This is a genomic window from Rhodococcus sp. G-MC3 (assembly GCF_030063335.1).
Taxonomy (GTDB): domain Bacteria; phylum Actinomycetota; class Actinomycetes; order Mycobacteriales; family Mycobacteriaceae; genus Rhodococcoides.
Map to the genome: position 1 here is coordinate 94,669 of NZ_JASISW010000009.1, position 21,874 is coordinate 116,542.

General features: G+C 61.6%; 19 protein-coding genes, 1 pseudogene and 1 riboswitch. Of the genes and pseudogenes, 8 read left to right on the forward strand and 12 right to left on the reverse strand.

What is annotated here, in order from left to right:
* The first annotated feature begins 122 nt into the window (after positions 1 to 122).
* The 6 genes and pseudogenes from QMK17_RS12325 (at position 123) to QMK17_RS12350 (ending at position 8,653) form a co-directional block, all read left to right on the forward strand.
* A complete protein-coding gene (locus tag QMK17_RS12325) occupies positions 123 to 1,505 on the forward strand; it encodes a hemolysin family protein (RefSeq protein ID WP_283509438.1) in 1,383 nt (460 codons plus the stop codon).
* Positions 1,498 to 2,595, forward strand: coding sequence for a hemolysin family protein (locus QMK17_RS12330; protein ID WP_283509439.1), 1,098 nt, complete (start codon positions 1,498 to 1,500; stop codon positions 2,593 to 2,595). The genes QMK17_RS12325 and QMK17_RS12330 overlap by 8 nt, the downstream gene beginning before the upstream one ends.
* Complete coding sequence (locus QMK17_RS12335) at positions 2,592 to 3,500, forward strand: 3-methyladenine DNA glycosylase (RefSeq protein WP_283509617.1); 909 nt, start codon at positions 2,592 to 2,594, stop codon at positions 3,498 to 3,500. Before QMK17_RS12330 ends, QMK17_RS12335 begins: the two co-directional genes overlap by 4 nt.
* A gap of 64 nt (positions 3,501 to 3,564) precedes the next feature.
* Positions 3,565 to 5,754 (forward strand): malate synthase G, encoded by a 2,190-nt coding sequence (locus QMK17_RS12340; protein WP_283509440.1) that lies wholly within the window; start codon positions 3,565 to 3,567, stop codon positions 5,752 to 5,754.
* Between the two features lie 28 nt (positions 5,755 to 5,782).
* On the forward strand, positions 5,783 to 7,510 hold the full coding sequence (locus QMK17_RS12345; protein WP_283509442.1) for a substrate-binding domain-containing protein: 1,728 nt from the start codon (positions 5,783 to 5,785) through the stop codon (positions 7,508 to 7,510).
* A 3-nt stretch (positions 7,511 to 7,513) separates the two neighbouring features.
* Positions 7,514 to 8,653, forward strand: a pseudogene (locus QMK17_RS12350) (metallophosphoesterase).
* Between the two features lie 18 nt (positions 8,654 to 8,671).
* Here the strand turns inward: QMK17_RS12350 and gcvP are convergent.
* The 12 genes from gcvP to QMK17_RS12410 all read right to left on the reverse strand — a co-directional run bounded on the left by gcvP (position 8,672) and on the right by QMK17_RS12410 (position 19,033).
* On the reverse strand, positions 8,672 to 11,605 hold the full coding sequence (gene gcvP / locus QMK17_RS12355) for an aminomethyl-transferring glycine dehydrogenase (protein ID WP_442972752.1): 2,934 nt from the start codon (positions 11,603 to 11,605) through the stop codon (positions 8,672 to 8,674).
* Between the two features lie 114 nt (positions 11,606 to 11,719).
* Positions 11,720 to 11,817: riboswitch (glycine riboswitch) on the reverse strand.
* A gap of 12 nt (positions 11,818 to 11,829) precedes the next feature.
* Complete coding sequence (locus QMK17_RS12360; RefSeq protein WP_283509446.1) at positions 11,830 to 12,390, reverse strand: MerR family transcriptional regulator; 561 nt, start codon at positions 12,388 to 12,390, stop codon at positions 11,830 to 11,832.
* A gap of 372 nt (positions 12,391 to 12,762) precedes the next feature.
* Positions 12,763 to 13,236 carry a bifunctional nuclease family protein gene (locus QMK17_RS12365; RefSeq protein ID WP_283509448.1) on the reverse strand — a complete coding sequence of 158 codons (474 nt, stop codon included), beginning with the start codon at positions 13,234 to 13,236 and terminating at the stop codon, positions 12,763 to 12,765.
* Positions 13,237 to 13,351: 115 nt separating this feature from the next.
* Positions 13,352 to 14,089, reverse strand: coding sequence for a transcriptional regulator FtsR (ftsR, locus tag QMK17_RS12370; RefSeq protein ID WP_283509449.1), 738 nt, complete (start codon positions 14,087 to 14,089; stop codon positions 13,352 to 13,354).
* Positions 14,086 to 14,583: an oxoglutarate dehydrogenase inhibitor Odhl gene (odhI, locus tag QMK17_RS12375; RefSeq protein ID WP_283509451.1), complete on the reverse strand. Its 498-nt coding sequence runs from the start codon at positions 14,581 to 14,583 to the stop codon at positions 14,086 to 14,088. The genes ftsR and odhI overlap by 4 nt, the downstream gene beginning before the upstream one ends.
* A 193-nt stretch (positions 14,584 to 14,776) precedes the next feature.
* Entirely contained in the window at positions 14,777 to 15,181 is a 405-nt protein-coding gene (gene gcvH / locus QMK17_RS12380) for a glycine cleavage system protein GcvH (protein ID WP_283509454.1), read from the reverse strand.
* Positions 15,182 to 15,228: 47 nt separating this feature from the next.
* Positions 15,229 to 15,909: a DUF881 domain-containing protein gene (locus tag QMK17_RS12385; protein ID WP_283509619.1), complete on the reverse strand. Its 681-nt coding sequence runs from the start codon at positions 15,907 to 15,909 to the stop codon at positions 15,229 to 15,231.
* A 50-nt stretch (positions 15,910 to 15,959) separates the two neighbouring features.
* Positions 15,960 to 16,268 (reverse strand): small basic family protein, encoded by a 309-nt coding sequence (locus QMK17_RS12390; RefSeq protein WP_283509621.1) that lies wholly within the window; start codon positions 16,266 to 16,268, stop codon positions 15,960 to 15,962.
* A 182-nt stretch (positions 16,269 to 16,450) separates the two neighbouring features.
* Positions 16,451 to 17,299 (reverse strand): DUF881 domain-containing protein, encoded by an 849-nt coding sequence (locus QMK17_RS12395; RefSeq protein WP_283509455.1) that lies wholly within the window; start codon positions 17,297 to 17,299, stop codon positions 16,451 to 16,453.
* The gene (locus QMK17_RS12400) at positions 17,292 to 17,909 is read right to left on the reverse strand and encodes a CDP-alcohol phosphatidyltransferase family protein (RefSeq protein ID WP_283509457.1); all 618 of its coding nucleotides are present in this window, start codon (positions 17,907 to 17,909) and stop codon (positions 17,292 to 17,294) included. Before QMK17_RS12400 ends, QMK17_RS12395 begins: the two co-directional genes overlap by 8 nt.
* A 67-nt stretch (positions 17,910 to 17,976) precedes the next feature.
* A complete protein-coding gene (locus QMK17_RS12405; RefSeq protein ID WP_283509459.1) occupies positions 17,977 to 18,597 on the reverse strand; it encodes an NUDIX hydrolase in 621 nt (206 codons plus the stop codon).
* Between the two features lie 28 nt (positions 18,598 to 18,625).
* On the reverse strand, positions 18,626 to 19,033 hold the full coding sequence (locus QMK17_RS12410; protein WP_283509461.1) for a nitroreductase family deazaflavin-dependent oxidoreductase: 408 nt from the start codon (positions 19,031 to 19,033) through the stop codon (positions 18,626 to 18,628).
* A gap of 269 nt (positions 19,034 to 19,302) precedes the next feature.
* Here QMK17_RS12410 and QMK17_RS12415 point away from each other — a divergent pair, with 269 nt between their 5' ends.
* Both QMK17_RS12415 and QMK17_RS12420 read left to right on the forward strand, forming a co-directional pair.
* Positions 19,303 to 20,622 carry a sensor domain-containing phosphodiesterase gene (locus QMK17_RS12415; protein ID WP_283509463.1) on the forward strand — a complete coding sequence of 440 codons (1,320 nt, stop codon included), beginning with the start codon at positions 19,303 to 19,305 and terminating at the stop codon, positions 20,620 to 20,622.
* 94 nt (positions 20,623 to 20,716) lie between these two features.
* A complete protein-coding gene (locus tag QMK17_RS12420) occupies positions 20,717 to 21,874 on the forward strand; it encodes a M4 family metallopeptidase (protein WP_283509465.1) in 1,158 nt (385 codons plus the stop codon).

Here is a 21,874-nt window from a genome sequence, read left to right on the forward strand (position 1 = left end):
GTGACAAACCCGGCGAGACCCGTACATTCTCAGCACGGCATCGAGGCACGTCCCGCACCGTGATTTCTTCCGGTGCCGGAGACGGCGCGATGCTTCTGTCTCAACTGCGGCGGCGTTAGCCGATGGATATTTTGGTCAGTGTTCTCAGCCTCCTCGGCTTCGTTGCCCTGACGGCGGGCACAGCCCTGTTCGTGGCCGCCGAGTTCTCGCTCACGGCCCTCGAAAAGAGCACCGTCGACTCTGCTGCTGCCGCTCACGACGACATGCGATCCAGGCAAGTGCAGCGTGCACACCGGACACTGTCGTTTCAGCTGTCGGGCGCCCAGCTCGGCATCACGATCACCACGCTGATCACCGGCTATCTTGCGGAACCTGTCCTGGCGGGGTTCTTTGTCCCCCTGGCGTCTGCGGCCGGGGTGTCGGACTCCATGGCATCAGGGATCTCTCTTGCAGCCGCATTGATCATTGCCACGTCGTTCTCGATGATCTTCGGCGAGCTGGTCCCCAAGAACATTGCGATCGCAATGCCTCTCGGCACGGCGCGCGCGACGGCAGGCGCGATGTCGGGTTTCTCGGCGATCTTCCGGTGGGCTATCAGAGGTTTGAACGGTTCGGCCAACTGGCTGGTCCGGCGCCTCGGTGTCGAGCCCGCGGAAGAGCTTCGATCCGCACGATCGCCTCGTGAGCTCGGTTCCCTCGTACGCACGTCGGCCAAACAAGGTTCCCTTGACGAAGGCACTGCGCGCCTCGTCGACAGATCACTTCAGTTCGGTGAACGCACGGCAGAGGAGCTCATGACCCCGCGGGTGAAAGTCGAATCGTTGTCTGTCTCGGATACCGCGTTCGACCTCATCGAAACAGCAGCGCGAACCGGGTTCTCCAGGTTCCCCGTCGTCGACGGAGATCTCGACGACACCGTCGGAGTGGTGCACATCAAGCACGCTTTCACCGTGCCGTCGACTCTTCGCCGATCCACACGCGTCGATTCGCTGGCTCAGGACGTGCCCGTGGTGCCGGCGAGCCTGGACGGCGACACCGTGATGGAACGTGTCCGCGCCGACGGAATGCAGGTGGCGCTTGTCGTCGACGAATACGGCGGCACAGCCGGAATGGTAACCATGGAGGATCTGATCGAGGAGATCGTCGGCGACGTCCGTGACGAACACGACGAGCCCGAGGTCGATGTTCAACGGGTCGGTGACAGTTGGATCTGCTCGGGCCTACTGCGTGTCGACGAGGTTGCAAGTGCGACGGGGTATTCGGCGCCGGAAGGCGAATACGAGACCATCGGAGGCCTGGTGCTGTCCGAACTCGGAAGAATTCCCGAGGCAGGTGACCGAGTGATTCTGCCCGACCCCCCGTACGACGAGAAGCCCGATTCCCCGGGAGGCTGGGTTGCCGAGGTAACGCAGATGGATGGACGCCGGATCGACCGGATCCAGCTGCGCCCGGTCGGGGCCGACTACCTAGCCGAGCTCAGGTCGGAGGAGACAGCCCATGGGTGACGTACTTGCCGTGCTGCTCGCCGTGTTCCTCCTCGCCGGAAACGCCTTCTTCGTCGGGGCCGAATTCTCACTGATTTCGGCCCGGCGCGATCGTCTCGAATCCTTGCTGGCACAAGGGAAACTGCGAGCGCGGTCGGTCATCGAGGCCGGCCAGAACTTGTCGCTCATGCTGGCCGCAGCTCAGTTGGGGATTACGATCTGCTCGATTCTGCTCGGTCGGGTCGCCGAACCGGCTGTGGCCCACCTCGTCGAGCAACCGATGGAACTCGTGGGGATCCCCGAGGCGTTCGTGCATCCGATCTCGTTCACGATTGCACTCGGTCTCGTGGTGGTGCTCCACATTCTCATCGGCGAGATGGTCCCCAAGAACATCGCCATCGCCGGACCAGAAAAAACGGCCATGCTGCTCGTCCCCGTGCATCTCATGTTCATCAAGGTGGCTAAGCCGCTCATCTCGTTCTACAACATCTGTGCGAACCTCAGCCTGAGAGCTCTCCGTATCGAACCCAAGGACGAGTTGGACTCGTCCGTCTCGGCCGACGAGCTATCACAGATGATCGGCGAGTCCCGATCCGAAGGGTTGATCCACGAGGGCGAGCATCGACGACTCACTCAGGCACTGGACACTTCCGGACGGACAGTTTCCGAAGTGATGATTCCGTCGGCGCAGGTCAAGAGTGTTCTGCTTTCAGATTCCGACAGTCGTTCAGGTCCGACACTCGGGTCCGTCGAGGAGGCCGTGATCGCAACGGGCTTCTCGCGCTATCCCGTGCAGGCTCCGGATGGTTCGTTGGTCGGCTACTTGCATCTGAAAGACGTTCTCGAATACATGCTCGATGACGCCGCAGGCCCGGACACCGTCATTCCACGATCAGAAGTGAGGCGTCTTCCCATTGTCTCCACGGGCACGATGCTCGACGATGCACTGACACGATTGCGGCGTACCAGCAGTCACCTCGGTGAAGTGCACGACGAGTTGGGCGCGACCGTTGGGATCGTCGCCCTGGAAGATCTGGTCGAGGAATTCGTGGGCACCGTGCGGGATGGAACCCACCGCATCACGGGGCCTGCTCTCGGCGGGGCACACTGAACGCCGCGGACGTCGTTCTACCGGAATCGGAGTGGACGCCGCAGCGTGACGCGCATACCGACCGAATAGAGCGCTTGGTGGGTGACTACTTACGGGACCGAGCGCTGGGTAAATATCACCCCGTGCTCGATTTTCTGTTCACCTATTACAGCTTCAAACCCGGCCACCTGTTTCGGTGGGGCCCTGGGTTCGGCGTTGTATTCGATGGTCCGCGCGCAGCCGACTACGCCCACTTCGCGTCGTACGAACAGGCTGGCAGCGGTGGATACCGCGTGCGGTCGTCACTGCTTCGGCAACGTCGGTCGGCCATCGAGTTCACGCTGGGATTGCTGACCGCTACAAGCAGCCGGCAACCGAACCTGGGCTGTTTCGGTCTGCACGAGTGGGCAATGGTCTACCGCGGCGGCCAATCTGCTCTCCGACATGGGACAGTGCCACTCCGGCTCGGGCACGAAGGAACCGATGAGGTCGTCGATTCGATGAAACTTCGCTGCACTCACTACGACGCCTTCAGGTTCTTCACAGCCGACGCTGTTCCGCGGAACTCCCTGGTCCTGACACCGTCCGAACGAACCGACCGTGAGCAGCCAGGATGCGTACACGCGAGTATGGATTTGTACAAGTGGAGCTACAAATTGGCTCCGCTGATCGACTCGACGCTGATCGCAGATTGCTTCGAGTTGGCACTGCAGGCAAGGACCGTCGATATGAGGGCAAGTCCCTACGACCTGTCCGACTATGGATTGGCCCCCATCGCGATAGAAACTCCCCTCGGACGAGCGGAATATGTCCGTGCTCAATCCGCCCTTACGGCCAGAGCAGCCCCTCTCCGATCGGAACTGACAGCTCGATGCCAGAATCTACTGGTGAACGGCGGTGCCAACGCCGGACTTACCGACGAGTAACATAGCCATTGTTGTCGATGGGGTACCCACGGCGGTGCCCGTGACCGGAAAGAGCGAGGGATTCATGACCGAACGGATTCGTGTTGGTGGTCTGCAGGTTGCCAAGGTGCTGTACGACTTCGTGCAGAGCGAGGCCATTCCAGGGACGGGCGTAACTGCCGAGCAGTTCTGGAGGGGCGCAGAGTCCGTCATCACCGACCTGGGCCCCAAGAACAAGGCTCTCCTTGCCGTCCGCGACGAAATCCAAGGCAAGGTCGACGCCTGGCACGGCGAACACTCAGGCGCCGACTACGACCGAGCAGCCTATAAAGCATTTCTGAGAGAGATCGGCTACCTGCTCGACGAGCCCGCTGATTTCCACATCACCACCTCCGGTGTCGACACCGAGATCACCTCCACCGCCGGACCCCAACTGGTGGTGCCGGTTCTCAACGCACGCTTTGCGATCAACGCCTCCAATGCACGCTGGGGTTCGCTCTACGACGCCCTGTACGGCACCGACGCCATCCCCGAAGACGGCGGCGCTGAGAAAGGCACCAGCTACAACAAGGTCCGCGGTGACAAGGTCATCGCCTTCGCACGAGACTTCCTCGACGAAGCTGCGGCTCTGTCCGGTGGATCCCACGTCGGATCGACCAACTACGTCCTGGACACCACGGACCCGGCGCGAGCCTCGCTGACGGTCACGCTCGCCGACGGCACCACCGCCGGCCTCGTCGATCCCTCGCAGCTACTCGGCTACCACGGCACACCCGACGCGCCGACGGCGCTCCTGTTCGTGCACCACGGTCTTCACTTCGAAATTCAGCTCGACGCCGAGAGCCCGATCGGGCGGACCGACGCCGCAGGCGTCAAGGATCTGCTGCTCGAGTCCGCCGTCACGACGATCATGGACTTCGAGGATTCGGTCGCAGCGGTCGACGCCGACGACAAGGTCCTCGGCTACCGCAACTGGCTCGGTCTGCTCAAGGGCGACCTCACCGAAGAGGTCGCCAAGGGCGGTAAGACCTTCACGCGTGCATTGAACAGGGATCGTACGTACACCGCGGTCGATGGTAGCGAGATCAGCTTGCACGGCCGTTCACTGTTGTTCGTGCGCAACGTCGGTCATTTGATGACATCGGATGCGATTCTCGATGCCGACGGCAACGAGGTCGGCGAGGGCATCCTCGACGCACTGTTCACCTCGCTGACCGGTATGCATTCCCTCACCGAGGACAACGTCCTGAAGAATTCGCGCACCGGGTCGCTGTACATCGTCAAGCCGAAGATGCACGGGCCCGACGAGGTTGCCTTCACCGCCGAGTTGTTCGGCCGCGTCGAAAAGGTGCTCGGTCTGCCGGTCAACACGCTCAAGGTCGGCATCATGGACGAGGAGCGCCGCACCACGGTCAACCTCAAGGGCGCCATCGAAGCAGCGAAAGAGCGCGTGGTGTTCATCAACACCGGCTTCCTCGACCGCACCGGCGACGAGATCCACACCTCGATGGAAGCTGGTCCCGTCGTCCCGAAGGGCGAGATGAAGGCTCAGAAGTGGATCTCGGCGTATGAGGACTTCAACGTCGACACCGGACTTGCTGCCGGTCTCCAAGGCAAAGCACAGATCGGTAAGGGTATGTGGGCGATGCCCGATCTGATGCACGACATGCTCGAGCAGAAGATCAATCACCCGAAGGCCGGAGCCAACACTGCGTGGGTGCCCTCACCCACCGCGGCGACACTGCACGCATTGCACTATCACAAGGTCGATGTCTTCGCCCGTCAGGAAGAAATCGCCAAGGCCAAACGCGCCACCGTCGACGAGATCCTCGAAATCCCGCTCGCGAAGTCCACCGACTGGAGCGAGGAGCAGAAGCGACGCGAACTCGACAACAACAGCCAGTCGATCCTCGGTTATGTCGTGCGATGGATCGATCATGGTGTCGGGTGTTCGAAGGTTCCCGACATCAACGACATCGCATTGATGGAAGACCGTGCGACGCTGCGCATCTCCAGTCAGTTCATCGCCAATTGGCTGCGTCATGGCATCGTCACCGAAGACCAGGTGCGTGAGTCGCTGAAGCGGATGGCTCCGGTGGTCGACCGTCAGAACAGCTCGGATCCGACGTACAAGAACTTGGCCCCGGATTTCGATTCGAACATTGCCTTCCACGCTGCCAGTGACCTGATTTTCCAGGGCACCAGCCAGCCCAACGGCTACACCGAACCGATCCTCCATCGCCGCCGTCGGGAGTACAAGGCCGCCAACGGGTAATCGTTCCGTTTGCTTGTAACCTTCTACCGTGGGTGAACATCGCACCGCGGGGGGAATCCGCGGTATCAGCAAAGGCCCGTTCATCGTGGTGGGCACCATCGTTGTGGTGGTGCTCGCCGCGTTCGGGTGGTTCCAGTTGCGAGACCGTATCTCAGAACAAGGCGTGCAAGCCGCCGAGGCCTGTGTCGAAGGTGCGGTCACCGTGCCCGTCACTGTCGACCCCGATATTGCGTCGCAGATCAGCGAGTTGGCGCTGCGATACTCCAAAACTGGGCCGGTCGTTCGCGATCACTGTGTGACCGTCGAGGTAGCCACACAGAATTCGGCGGCGATAACGGGCGCTCTCGCGACGGGTGCGGCGAACTGGGACAAATCGACCCTCGGTCCGCTTCCTGCGCTGTGGATTCCTCAATCGTCCGATGCGGTGTCCGGATTGCCGGCAGGAACCGTGGACGGAACACCTCGATCGGTCGCCGGCTCGCCCATCGTTCTGGCTGCGCCGTCGGCCGTGACCGCAGCTTTGTCAGGTGCAGGTATCGGCTGGGCCGACCTTCCGCGACTACAACAAACGCCGGACGGTCTCGACGAACTTGGGTTGACCGGCTGGGGAGGCCTTCGGCTTCGACTGCCACTCGGCACGTCGTCGGATTCGACGCCAGCTGCCCTTGCAGCGGTCGCCACGGCAGTTTCCGGCACTCCTGGCAGGGAGCTGACGCCCGAGCAAGTCCGGTCCGCTCCGATCGTCGCAGCCATGTCGGCTCTGTCGACATCCGATCTCGGAACCGCTGCGTCGTCCACGGATTCGACCGATGCAGAACTCGCGGGGTTGAGCAGCGATCTCGGTTCTTCCGGGGCCGTGCACGCCGTTCCGGTCACCGAGCAGCAAATGACAAGCTCGGAGCAGACGGGAATTACTGCCTATTCACCCACCGGTTCGGCTCCCACCGCTGATCACCCCGCTGTCATCCTCGCCGGCCCATGGATGGACGAGACACTCAGCCGAGCAGCCGCTCAATTTGTCGAATTCGTTCGGCAACCGGAGAATTCCCAACTATTCGCCGACGCGGGATTCGATGTGGGCGAGGCATCGACGGATCAGCTCTCGGCATCCTACGAAACCCGTCAGGCATTGATCGCTGCCGTGCAAGACCCTGCCACCGCACGACGAGCCACCACCCTGGTTGATGTTTCGAGGTCCATGGACACAACAGAAGGCAGCCGAACCCGTTTGGGCAACACGGTTGCAGCGTTGACACAGCAGTTCGAGTCGGTGATCGATTCGACCGACATCGGATTGTGGATCTACAGCAAAGATCTCGACGGTACCCGCGCGTTCCGTGAACTCGTGCCTACCGGACCGGTCGAAGAGCAGCTCCCCGGTGGAACCAGACGCCAACAGGTGATAACGGCCGCGTCCGGTCTGCGACCCGAATCGGCGACGTCCACCTACGAATCGGTGATGGCAGCATTCGTCGACGCGCAGGATAACTTCGCGCCTGGCAAACCGAACAGCGTCGTGTTGGTGACCGATGGCCCCAACGACGATACAAGTGTGTCGAAAGAACGGTTGCTCACAGCTCTGTCGTCGATAAACGACCCAGCGCGGCCGGTGGCGATCGACGTCGTGTCCATCGGAACCAATTCGGACGCTACGACGCTGCAATCGATGTCCGAGATCACCGGAGGGTCATTCGCAACAGTCCCCTCCTCGGACGGCCCCGAACTACCCGACCTTCTCCGAAAGTTGCTGTACTGAAAAATGATGCGTCTGCTGCTCTTCGGTACATTTCTCGCGCTCGTAGGACTGATGCTCCATATTCGCTATGTCCGCGCGACGCGACTGCGTCGCCCATCGTCGATTGCGGTCGACATCGTTCTCGTCGTGATGTGGTTGCTGGCACTGATTGGGATCGGCTCAGGAGAATTGTTCGACCCATCGTGGGCACGCGGGCCCGCATGGGTTGGACTGAGCTGGTTGGCGGTCGTGCTCTACCTGATATTGGGCACAGCACTTCTCGGTCTGATCACGCTGTAGATCCGCATCGCGATGGCTCTCTCGCAACGAGACTCCGCTGCACTTCGGCTGCGGGTGACTCGAGCAGGTTCGGCAGTCGTAGCCGTAGTCTCCGTCGTCGCTGTTGGTTACGGTGCCTTCGAGGCGGCGAATCCGAAGGTCACCGACACAACAGTGGCGCTCGACCGGCTTCCAGCCGTATTCGATGGTGTCCGAATCGCTCTCGTGTCAGACCTTCACGTCGGACCTGCCAGAGGCGCGGATTTCGTGCAGAAGGTGGTCGACCAGGTCAACGAACAGTCTCCGGACATGGTCATCCTCGATGGCGATCTGATCGACGGTACCGTCGAACTGGTCGGATCGGATCTGGATCCGCTCAGGAAGCTGTCGGCGCCACTCGGCGTATTCGGCGTGAGCGGGAATCACGAGTTCTACGCCGACGACGGTGGCAAGTGGCTCGACCTGTGGGAGACCCTTGGCGTGACGGTGCTGCGAAACCAACGCGAAGTGGTCAACAGGTCCGGTATCGGTATCGATGTCGCCGGAATCAACGATGCCACGGCACCGAAGCCTTATGAACCAAATCTGGGAGCAGCCCTCGACGGCCGCGACCCAGACGATTTCGTGCTCCTCCTTGCCCATCAACCACTTCAGGCGATCGAGGCGTCGGATCATGGGGTGGACCTTCAACTGTCGGGCCATACTCACGCAGGCCAGATCTGGCCTTTGCGCTACCTGGTCAGGTTGCAGCAGCCAAGCGTCGAGGGGCTGGACACTGTCGGCTCGACCACGCTCTACACGACGCGAGGAGCAGGCGCGTGGGGCCCTCCGATCAGAGTTGCAGCACCACCGGAAATATCGATGCTGCAACTGGTCCGCGCCTGACGTCCGATTCGCGGACGATCAGGCAAACGCCTCGATGGGTGGGCACGAGCACACGAGATTGCGATCGCCGTGGGCACCGTCGATCCTGCGCACAGCGGGCCACACTTTTGCCCGCCCCACGACCGCGTCTGGAAAGACTGCTTCCTGTCGCGAATACGGGTGCGTCCAGTCACCGGCAATGCAGCGGGCCGTATGCGGCGCTCCTCGGAGCGGGTTGTCCTCGACCGTCCACTCCCCCGAGCCCACTCGATCGATTTCGCCACGAATCGCAATCATTGCATCACAGAACGCGTCGATTTCGTCGAGGTTTTCGCTTTCCGTCGGCTCGACCATCAGAGTTCCTGCGACGGGAAAGCTCATGGTCGGTGCGTGAAATCCATAGTCAGCCAACCTCTTCGCAACGTCGTCGACGGTCACGCCGGTCGCCTTGGTGAGACCGCGCAGATCGAGAATGCACTCGTGCGCCACCATTCCGTTGTCCCCTGTGTAGAGGACGGGGAAGTGCTCGTCCAACCGTCGGGCGATGTAATTGGCAGACGCGATGGCCGTGAGCGTTGCGTTACGGAGGCCAACCGCACCCATCATGCGCACGTACGCCCACGTGATGGTCAAGATCGACGCGCTGCCGAACGGTGCTGCCGCAACCGCGGGTCCCGTTCCGAGTTCGGGCCGTAATGGGTGGCCGGGAAGGTAAGGCGCGAGGTGCGCTCGAACGCCGACCGGACCGACACCTGGTCCGCCGCCGCCGTGCGGAATGCAGAACGTCTTGTGCAGGTTCAGGTGACTGACGTCTCCCCCAAATTTTCCTGGACGAGCCAGTCCCACAAGCGCATTCAGGTTAGCGCCGTCCACGTACACCTGCCCCCCGGCATCGTGAACCGCGGCGCAGATTTCGTCGATCTCGTGCTCGTAGACGCCGTGCGTCGACGGGTAGGTGATCATGATGGCAGCCAGTGAGTCTGCATGCTGACCGATCTTCGTGCGCAGGTCGTCCACATCGACATCACCGTTGGTACGGCACCCGACAACGACGACTTTCATGCCGACCATCACGGCGGACGCAGCGTTGGTGCCGTGTGCGCTCGACGGGATGAGACAGATGTCGCGATGGTCGTCACCGCGGCCCAGATGGTAGTTGCGAATCGCCAGCAGTCCCGCATATTCACCCTGGCTGCCTGCATTAGGCTGCAAACTGACCTTGTCGTATCCGGTGATGTCGACGAGCCACTGCTCGACATCGGCTATCACCGAACGGATTCCGACCGTGTCGGTATCAGGGGCGAAGGGGTGAAGCCGAGCGAACTGCGGCCACGTGATCGATTCCATTTCCGCGGTGGCATTGAGCTTCATGGTGCAGGATCCGAGTGGAATCATGCTCCGGTCGAGCGCGATGTCCTTGTCAGACAGCATTCGGAGATAGCGCAACATCGCCGTTTCGGTCCGGTGGCGGGTGAACGCCGGGTGAGTCAAGAACTCCGAGGTTCTCGAAGCAGATTCGGGTATCGACTTCTCCGGGTCGCCTTCGAGCGCAGCCGCTCCGAACGCCGCGGAGACTGCATCGATGTCGGCGCGCGTGGTGGCTTCGTCCGACGACACTCCGACGGTGTCGTCGTCTACGAAACGTAGATTGATACCTGAAACGCGTGCTGCATCGACCACAGCGCGTGCTCGACCCGGCACGATTGCGGTGACCGTGTCGAAGAAACTGTCGGAGCGGACTTCGATGCCGGAGCTACGCAAATTGTCTGCGAGGCGCCTGGCCTCGATATTCACCCGACGAGCAATAGCTCGCAGCCCTTCGCTGCCGTGATAGCTCGCATACATTGCTGCCACGATTGCGAGCAGTACTTGAGCCGTGCAGATGTTGGAGGTCGCCTTCTCTCGGCGAATGTGTTGCTCACGCGTCTGCAAGGCGAGACGATAGGCAAGATCACCGTCAGCGTCGACGGAGACCCCCACCAGTCGACCGGGAAGTTGCCGCGCATGTGTCGAACGCACCGCGAGGTAGCCGGCATGTGGCCCACCGAATCCCATTGGCACACCGAAGCGTTGAGTCGTACCGAAACACACGTCTGCACCCATTTCGCCCGGCGGTGTGATGAGCGTCAATGCCAGCAGGTCGGCACCCACCGCCACGAGGGCACCGCGTTCGTGCGCGCGAGCGATGGTGTCACGATGATCGACCACGGCGCCGGACGCACCTGGAAGCTGTGCGAGCACCCCGAAGAATTCACCATCAGGTAAACCAAACGCGAGATCGGCATGCACGAGTTCGATTCCGAGCGGCTCGGCCCGGGTTGCCAGGATTGCGAGCGTCTGAGGAAATACATCGACATCGACGACGAAACGAGCCGAGGTCGACTTACGATTTGCTCGGCGAAGAAGCGTCATCGCTTCTGCCGCTGCCGTGGATTCGTCGAGCATCGACGCGTTGGCTACATCCATCGCGGTCAGATCGGAGACCATGGTCTGGAAATTCAGCAAGGCCTCGAGTCTGCCCTGACTGATTTCCGGCTGGTACGGCGTGTAAGCCGTGTACCAGGCCGGGTTTTCCAGAATGCCCCGAGTAAGAACCGGTGGTGTCAGTGTGTCGTAGTACCCGAGTCCGATCATCGACGTGGCAACGACGTTTCGAGATGCGATCTCGGCAAGCTCGGCGAGCGCCTCGTGCTCCCCAACAGGGAGCGGTAGCACATCGAGCCCGTCGGCAATGCCTCCGGCGACTGTGTCCAGGATCGATGCAGGCACCGCTCGCGCCGCGAGTTCTTCGAGTGTACGCACGCCGATAACGTCGAGGATTCGTTCGAGTTCGTCAGAATCCGGACCGATGTGTCGATCAGCGAAAGTCGAGCGAAGAATATGGTCGGACACGGGACACTCCAGGTGTGGGGATGCGGACGGGCCGGGTGCGGCCCCGCACGAAGCGCGGCCGATCCTCCCCCTCTGTCGCATGCTCACCGAGACGAGCGCCTGAGAGATTCGAACACTCATCGTCCTGCGAACCCTGGCCGACGCGTGTCTTTCCCCTTGGGCAGATGGGTGATCCCACCATTTTCCAGAGTCGTCGAAGCTCACACGGTCCGTGTGCCTGAGAGATTGACGGGGAGGTATTGCTCCTTCGGCGTCCGGAACTGGCTGTCCCGGAACTCTCCCGCGCAAGCGCGACTATGAAAAGTCTAGCCTGTTTTCCGACCGGCGCGATTCTTGCGCCGCGACGCCAACTCGTCCTCCGGACTTGTCTCCGATTCGCCGCCATCTGCGCGTTCTGCTGGGAAGTCCGCGATGAGTCCGGTCAATTCGCGCATCGCGCCGTTTACCGCAATACCGAAGACCCCCTGTCCGCCCTGCAGCAGGTCGACAACTTCTTCGGCGGACGTGCACTCGTACACGGTGGTGCCGTCGGAAAACAGAGTGATGTTCGCAAGGTCGCCTACGCCGCGCTGACGAAGATGATCGACCGCAACACGAATGTTCTGTAGTGAGATGCCGGTGTCGAGAAGGCGCTTGACAATCTTCAATACCAGCATGTCTTTGAAGGAATACAGACGCTGGCTGCCTGAGCCTGCCGCTCCACGGATGGACGGCACGACGAGTCCCGTTCTTGCCCAGTAGTCCAGTTGCCGATATGTGATGCCTGCAATCTGGCATGCGCTCGGCACGCGGTAGCCGACGAGATCGTCGGGAACCGAATCGTCGGGAAAGAGCCCCGGCTGGAAGTCTCGAACGGGTACCGTCACGGCTGGTGTCGACGGGCGATCTGTGTCGACTGCAGAAGAGCTTGTGGCCCCGTGCTCAGCGTTCACTGAACCCTGGTGACGCTCCTGCGGCTGATCTACCACTGACTGCTCCCTCTTCGGATGTCTCGACACTGCGTTCGATCGGGCGTTCGGCCCGTCCGCACCAGAATTCGCCCCGGCGCCGTGCTGCGTGAGTTCCATTCCGCGTACCGGTCACAATACGCTCCGATGCGGGTCGACGACATACGATCGCCGACTGCGAACTCACACTTCGGAACGCTATTGGGCCCAGCAAGAGAGGTCAACGCAACGCGCCGTAAACCTGAACCTAAAGTTGAGGTTGAGACTCCATCGTTACCAAACTGAGGATGTTCAGCCGTCCGTTGCCTTGAAATCGTCGGGCGAAACCGATTCGAGGAACTCCTTGAACTTCTCCACCTCGTCCTCGCGCTCATCGGGCATGAGGAGGCCTGCTTCCGCGAGAACCGCTTCGTCGGCGAAAATCGGTACGCCCGCTCGCAACGCAATTGCAACCGAATCCGATGGCCTCGCGGAGACTCGTATCTCCTTGTCGAACACCAGGTCAGCGTAAAAGGTCCCCTCCTGCAGGTCGACTATGCGAACCTCCTTGAGGGTGTGCCCCAGCGCACCGATCAGGTCTTTGATCAGATCGTGGGTCAATGGTCGCGCGGGCTGAACACCCTGCTGTTCGAGAGCGATCGCCGCCGCTTCGGTCTGCCCGATCCAGATCGGCAGATAACGCTCTCCGTCGGATTCGCGTAACAGCAGCACCGGTTGATTCTGGGGCTGCTCCACACGAATACCGACTACACGCATCTGACTCATGGTGACTGCCTCCCACATGCGTTGAAATTCGGGCCGCAGATCTTGGTCCGTCCACTGAGTACGAGTCTATTGGAATCGGAGACAGCACGGAGGCCGTGACCGCTCGAACGGTCCATCACCGATCGAGCGCCCCGCGTACTGCCGACTTGACCAGGCAGGTGTGCAACGTCAGCGACAGCGCGGCGAGCTCGCGAACCATTTCCTCGGCCCGATCGCGGGCACCCGCGTCGCGGCCTTTGGCGACCGGACCCGCAATCTGGGCAACCAGACCGGCTTCCCGATCGGCAGCGAGCTTGAACGCACGCAGATGCCTGACCTCCAGCCCGAACTGAGTCATCGAATGCGCCGTACGCGCAAGGGTGACCGAACCCTCGTCGTAGAAGCCTGCCTGGCCGGGAACGATGAGTCCCGCCCGAAGCAGCTCGGTCATGAATGTGTCGTCGATCCCTGCTCGCGACATCAAGTCCGACTTGCTCACTCGGACTTCACGGTCGGCGAGGAAATCGTCGGCCGACACTTCGCCGGGCGCCACGCTGAGTGTCCGTGGCTTACGAGGTGTGGCCTCTGCGCTCTCGATCTGGGCAACACCGCTGTCGATAGCTTCCAGTTGCTCCTTGATCACCTTCAGCGGAAGGTATTGATCTCGCTGTGCCGTCAACACGTAGCGCAGTCTTTCGCAATCAGCGATAGAGAAACGTCGGTAACCCGACGGGGTGCGCTCGGGCGAGATCAATCCCTCGGCCTCGAGAAATCGAATCTTCGAGATGGTCACATCAGGAAAGTCGGGTCGGAGTCGATCCAGGACGGAGCCTATCGACATCCCCCCGGGAGACTGCTGCCCGACGGCGGTCACTTGCTGCCCGCACCTGCAGACGACTCGCCGATCTGCGAACCGGAACCTCCGCGTGGACCGGTGAGAAAGACCAAACGGAACTTGCCGATCTGGACCTCGTCACCGTTGGCGAGAACTGCCGAGTCGACAGGCTCACGGTTGACGTACGTGCCATTCAAGCTGCCGACATCGACAACCTGAAATTCATCTTCATCCTGACGGAACTCGGCGTGACGACGGCTGACTGTTACGTCGTCCAAAAAGATGTCGCTGTCCGGGTGGCGGCCCGCCGAGGTGGTCGGCTGGTCGAGAAGGAAGCGCGAACCGGCATTCGGACCACGCTTCACCACGAGAAGTGCCGAACCCACCGGCAAGCCCTCAACACCGGAGACAGGAGCTTCGGAGCCCTGGCTCGTTGCCGACTTGTCCAGCTCTTGGAGGAAGTCCGCCCGAAAAACCGAAGTGGTTTCCGCCGGCGACTCTCCGTAGATGCCGTCGTTGTCGTTCTCGCTCACCGTTTCTCCTTCTCAGTCCGATCACCCGGGCTCGAAACAACTCGGGCTACGCAGTAAATAGCTTGCACGTTCTGTACATCTTGCGGACCTGCGCCACGTCACACACCTACTAGGCCACGGCAGTTGCTCATCAACGACCGTACCTTGCGAACGTGCACGCGTGTGAGCAGTTACCCGTGTCGAGGGCGCGAAGTTACCCGGCCGTAATTCCAGCATATCCGGCGGCGTCGAGCATGCTCGCCACCGACTCGTCCAACGACTCCGCCGACTCGGCTTCGAGCTCGATGAGCCACCCGTCGGAGTACGGCCCGGAGTTGACTTTTTCCGGACTCGCATCCAGATCCTCGTTGACCGCAATGACTTTGGCAGTCAGTGGCGCGAATACATCGGACACACTCTTCGTCGACTCCACCTCGCCGAGTGAGGTTCCAGCAGTGACGTCGTCGCCGACTGCCGGTAGCTGGACGAAGACCACATCGCCGAGCTGCTCTTGTGCGTAGTCAGTGATTCCGATGCGAACCGTGGTCGGGCCGGTGCGCAACACCCACTCGTGCTCGGGGGTGTACAGCAGGTCTGCCGATGGCTCGGTGTCGCTCAAATCGACTGTCCTTTCGGGTGGTACTCATCCGGTGAAGTAGCAGAAAGCTAGTTTCCGGGCTGAGAGTATTGAGGAATGCGTGGGTCTCGCAAGGCGGACACCGTGACCTGGTCCGATCTGGAGACGGAACACTCGCCGCCGTTGCGGGCAACAGTGTCCACGACACCGCCGGGAATGTCCAAGGCAGCAGCGAGTGTGGCTGGATCCCCGATCGCGATGTATTCGTACGGCGTGGATATCTGGCGCCCGTCGACCACCACGGACCCGGCCCCACCTGCGATCCAAGAATCGACACCTATTCGGACCGGATCCCCTTCGGCTCCCGCGATGGACACAGCTTCGGCACCCGCAGCTCTCAGCTCCTGCAGGGCATCGAGTAAAACCTCCGAACCGACTCCAGTTCGCGGATCGGTGATCGTGACCACCACTCCCGGACCCACCGCGGGCACGGTTCCGACCTGGATGCTCAACGCGTCGAGACGTTCTTTCGCCTCACTCAACGCCGCCCCTGATCCGCCGCCGTTTTGCTGCAGTGACGACAGTGCTTCTTCCAAGGCGGAAATTTCCTCACGTAGTGCAGCTTCCCGGCGTCCTACGTTGTCCAGTACGACGAGCAGGTCCGCTGGTCTCGCAGCGTCGAGCGAATCGCCGCTGTCGTTCACGCGAACCTGAACGACCAGTACGAAGCCCAATACGCCCATCAACAACACGGCGAGCAACCCGTACATCACTGATCGACTTCCACCGGAACGATGCTTACCGTCCGCCTTCGGATCGTTCACGCGCCGAACAATCGACGACGAAGAGCGGCTGCATTGCCGAAGATCCGAATTCCAAGAACGACGACGATGGCTGTGGACAATTGCGTTCCGACACCCAATTGATCTCCGAGCCAGACGATCAACGCTGCAACGAGCACATTGAATACGAACGACACCACGAAAACCTTCGAATCGAAGATTTTGTCGAGGTATGCCCGAACCCCGCCGAAGACAGCATCGAGTGCAGCGACGACCGCTATCGGAAGATAGGGCGCAACCGAGGCGGGCACCTGCGGACCCGATACCGTGCCGATCAGTATTCCCATTCCGAGAGCCAGCGCGGCGAGAAGCACCAGGCCTCCACCTCGTCTCGGCGAGGTCGATCTGCGCCCGGGTTCGGGTACCTCAGGCTCGGGTACTTCAGGCTCGGGTACCTCAGGCTCGGGTACCTCAGGCTCGGGTGCCGCCAGCGGTGCTGCCTGATTGTGCAGTTCGTGCCGTCCCTCGGTCATCGATCTCCTCCCTGCGTCGCCGCATCTATGGCCCGAGTCGGCGCAGCGGGCATGTCCAGAGCGTCGCTCGACTGCAGTTGGAAGGAGACTTTGTAGAGCTGTGCAATCGCCGACAATCTCAGGTAAGCGTCGCTGACCGAAAATCGGGTCTGCAAGATATCGGGCGAACCGATGGCCGACACCGTATACGGCGAGAAGACGGGTCGGTTGTCGACGAGCATTGCTCCGCCCGCCTGCCTGATGGTCACTCCAGGACCGATCCGGACGTCGTCGACCGCAATGGCCTCGGCGCCACTCACCCACAGCGAGTTCACCAACACCTGGAGATCACGATCGAGAACCACTGCTTCGGACGAACTTCTGCGTGGCATAGACGCGTCGGAGAGATCGGTGCGGGCGGGAGGTTCGGCGACGGTGACGACGATTCCGGTCCCCGACACGGGCTGCACTCCCGCCGCGAACTCCACCCGCCGCAACGACTCCAGCACTACCGAGCCCTCTGCGTCGCTGAGAAGTGCGCTCGAGCGCGCAGAGTCGACCTGATCAGTGAGGGATTGGCGTTCACGATCGAGCTCGGCAGAGAGTCGCTCCGCGTCTCGGACACCCGCGAGTGCGTCGCTCTGCTCACCGGAGAAATCCGCTTCCGACCCTGCGGCATGCGCAACAGCAACTCCGAGCACCCATCCCAGCAGAACCGCGCCCAGACACAGAATAAGTCGGTCCACGACGCTCGGTGGCTCCGCTCGGCGGTTCGCGGCGGCTGCCGCGTATCCGAGGTCGAGATGCTCCGACATCAGCGAGCGCAGCAACGACGGTTCAGGGTTTCGAGCGGCGCGTTCACCCATTGCGCGCAGCCCGATCTGCCGACGGCGGCACCGCCTTGGCCACTGTGAAGGCCTTGTACGTGTACAGCGCCCCAGTCCACACATACAGGCCAGTCCCCCAGATCAGAAGGGCGTTGCCGATCGGTGCAAGCACGGTCGCCACACCGGTGTCACCGGTGGATCCCAGCAGCACCGGAAGCGCAACCATCAATACGAACGTCGCCGCTTTGCCCAGGTAGATCACATCGGGAGGCGGCATGCTTCGGCGTTTGTATACGAACATCGTGCCTGCAAGGAGGAGGTCGCGGCCGATCAGGAGAGCTGCAACCCACCACGGAATGATTCCCCTGATCACGAACGTGACGAGAGTTGTCACTACAGACAACCGGTCCACCAGCGGGTCCAGTAACGCACCCAGCCGTGACGATTGGTCCAGTGCTCTTGCCAATTTTCCGTCCAGCCAGTCCGTCGCACCGCTGGCCAAAAGCACTATCAGCGCGAGCCCGTCCGCGCGAGGACCGAGCAGTAGGTAGGCGAAGAGCGGTATCAGGAGGAGGCGGACCCCGCTGAGTACGTTGGGGATTGTCAGGATCCGGTCGCTCGCTTCGGGTTCCACATTCGGGCTGCTCATGATGTCCACCTCGGTTCTGATCCTCGGAGTGCGTACGCCCTTCAGCGTCCGGATACGAATAGGATGTTCATCGCCATGCGAACACTGGCTGCTCGAAGTCTGCCACGCGGGTGTGTCGGCGATGCAGAACCACTTCTCTGAATTGATGAACGATGGCGCCGGTAGGCGCATGAACGAGCGAATCACGAAACGGCCACTGCACAACTGGGCGTGAGGATTGTTCGATGGACACGAAACGCGGATCGGTGTCGATCTCGGCGACGTCGACCTCGTACACGGCTGCAACCTCCGCACGGTTGACGTCGACGAGGTCGAGTCGGTCGCCGATCCAGATGACGAACGGTGTGATGACGTACCCCGATCTGGTGACATAGTCGTCCAGACGACCTAGCACGTCGGACTGCGATGCCACAAGTCCGACTTCTTCCGCCAGTTCGCGGAGACAACCTTGAACTGCACTCTCCCCCGGATCGATTGCGCCGCCGGGTAGAGCGAATTGGCCGGGATGAGCACGCAACCGCGACGGCCGCTTGGTCAAGAGCATGCGCCGGTTTCTGGGTCGGCCACCGATAGCAATCGCGACCGCGGCGGCCCTCCGATCACCGACATCGATTTCGCGGGGCACGAATGGCGTGAGTGCAGCAGCAATCGACTCTCGCTCGAGGAGACCGTCTCGGTCGTCTTTCATACAGTCGAGCGTAGGGGTCGACAGCGGCTCACGCCGACGTGGACAGACGCACGACAGGAATGATCCGCGCTGTCTTCTTTTCGTAGTCGGCGAAACCCGAGAAGAGCGTCGCTTGCTTGCGGTACAACGCATCCCTGTCCGCACCCTCGACCTCTTCGGCGACCACAGATACGGTCTCGTCACCCACTTCGATAGTGGCCTGGGGATTCTTCTTCAAATTGTGATACCAGGCAGGGTTGCTGTCGGCTCCCGCCTTGGACGCAAAGATGACATAGCGGCCATCGTCCGGTAGATACATCAGCGGACTCACCCGGACGTTTCCGGTCTTGGCACCGGTGCTGTGCAACAGCAGAAGCGGAGCGCCTTCGAACGGTCCACCGACTTTGCCGTGGTGTGCGCGGAACTCGGCCACGACCTGTTCGTTGAAATCGGACATCTACTCCCCTGACTCCACCTGCTCGTGGACACAGGTTACCGCTGCGCCGCTCGCCTGCGACGCGATTCGTGCGTTGTACTTCGCTGAATCGAAGGCCTCGCGCTGGTGCTCGATCGCGGAACAAGATAGACGACGTTCGTGCGAGCCGGGGAGATCCCGCACTCACCGGGCTACCGAGCAGGTAACGCCCCGTCGCTGATCTGAGATACATTTCGGGGTCGGGGACTGTACGAAGGTGCTGGGCGCGCCGAACGGGTGATGGAGGCGCAGTGTTCCGATCGCGGAACGACCGACAAAACGAGTCCGCGCGAAAATATCTCGACTTCGCAGCGGTCTCACCGGCGCTGGAGAACGCTGCCGAAGTCACCGCCCGTGCCCTGGAATACCCCATCGCGATGGTCCACATCATCGACGAGAGCAGTCAGTACACGCTCGTCGGATACGGCGCCGGCAACATTGCGGGTACCGTCATTCCTCGCGCGCACTCTGCATGTACCTCGGTCGTCGAACTCGGCTTGCCGGTGGTGGTGGAGGACTCCGCGGCTCCCGAAAACGTCGGGCACGAGTCCGATCTGCCGGCTGATCTCGTGAATTTACTGCTCGATCATGGAATTCGGGCATATGTTGCGGTGCCCTTGTTCGGCCGGGAATCGGTGCCGATCGGCACTCTGTGTGTTTTCGATGTCGCACCTCGAAAATTGTCGGAAGATCGACTCCGCCTGCTCGAACAGCTCGCGGTGATGGTCGAGGAACACCTCGATGCTCAGCGAGGACGCGCGCGGGTGGAGCGGCGTACCGCGTCGGTCGCCGAGCTCACTCGTGCAGTCGACGGTGGCGAGATCGTGCCGTGGTACCAGCCGATCGTCGACCTCGGATCCGGTGAGGTGTTCGCAATGGAGGCTCTCGCTCGATGGGATCATCCGGTGCTGGGACTGACGGCGCCGGGTGAATTCATCGAGCAGATGGAAAACACAGACCTCATCGTCGATCTGGACGTGCGAATTCTGGCGCAGGCGGTGTCGGACTTCTACGGATGGGTGCGTGCACGGCCGACACTGATGTTGTCGGTGAACATCTCCGGACATCATCTTGATCGGCCGGACTGCATCGATCGGATCACATCGGTTGTGGGATCGGCGGGCGTCTCGGCCAAGTCGATTGTTCTGGAGATCACCGAAACCGCGCGAGGTCCCGGCATCGATGACGAAGCGCGAACGGTCGCCGCCCTTCGTGAACGTGGTTTCACAGTTCTGCTCGACGATCTCGGCTCTGGATGGGCCCCCGTTTCGAGACTGACACATGTATCGGTGGACGGCTTCAAATTGGACCGCTCGATTGCGGCGTCGCTGCACACCACAGTGGGTGAAGCGGTGGCGCGCGCAATGCTCCAGTTCGCGGACGATCTCGACCATCGTGTCGTGTTGGAAGGCATCGACACCCCCGCCAAGCTCGCGCTGGCCATGCACGCAGGTTTCGCCTACGGTCAGGGACATCTCTTCTCGAAACCTATACCGGCCGAGAATGTTCCGCTGTTTCTCGGAAGCACGCGCGACCGCCCTCGGGTTTCGACGACGTTGAATCCAAAGTAGAGAACACCTGTTTGGGCCCAGCCCGGGTGCCTCATCCCAATTGTCCGAGGTCTGGTCTAGTGTCCTAGCGACGCCGACCGGAAGGTACGCTTTCATGCCCACCAGTTCACCCGCACAGCCGCGAATTCACCCTGTGATTCCGCCGTTTCTGCTCCAGCGAATCTCGGAGCACTCGACGCGTGAGGGGGTGAGCGCAGCCGTCGGGCATGCGGCGGCCAGTGCCGCACGCACACTTGCCATCGACCGTGAGCTGGTCGGAAACCGTATCGATGCCAATTCACGTACGACAATAACCGCGACTGTGCCCAGTAAACCTCGATCGGCGCCCACGGCACCGCGATCGACGCTGTCGCCACGGCTGTCGATTTACGATGCGAAGCACGAGCAAAATTTGCCAGGAACACTCGAGCGAGCCGAAGGACAGGCGCCTACGGGCGACGTTTCGGTGGACGAGGCGTACGAAGGACTCGGTGCGACGTTCGAGTTCTTTCGGGACGTGTACGGACGCAACAGTCTCGACGACAAGGGTCTACCGCTTTCGGCCACCGTCCACTACGACCGAGACTACGACAACGCGTTCTGGGACGGTGAGCGGATGGTCTTCGGCGACGGTGACGGTGAGGTGTTCGGACGTTTCACTGCCTCGCTGAGCGTCATCGCGCACGAACTCGCGCACGGGTTCACACAGTATTCGTCGCAATTGGAGTACTCCGGACAGGCCGGGGCTCTCAACGAATCGATGTCGGACGTGTTCGGGGTTCTCGTCCAGCAGTACTCACTCGGGCAGGATGCGGCGGCCGCCTCCTGGTTGGTAGGTGAAGGTCTGTTCCTGCCCGCAGTCCAGGGTCTGGCTTTGCGGTCGATGATCGAGCCGGGCACGGCCTACGACGACGACGTACTCGGCCGTGATCCGCAACCGGCGAACATGGATAATTTTGTAGAGACCTCGGCCGATCACGGAGGTGTTCACATCAATTCCGGTATCCCCAACCGGGCCTTCGCGCTGAGTGCGACGACGCTGGGCGGCCGCGCCTGGGAGCGCACCGGCCAGGTGTGGTTCGACGTGTGCACGAACGGCTCACTCTCCCCTGGAACCGATTTCATCCGTTTCGCATCGGCCACGGTCAGCGCTGCGGCCGAGCGCTTCGGGTTCGAGTCCGACGTTCGGCGTGCGGTCGCCGCAGGCTGGGCTACGGTGGGCGTGACAGTCGACCACGCCGAAGTACCGGGATCGGCTTCACAAAGGACGTGA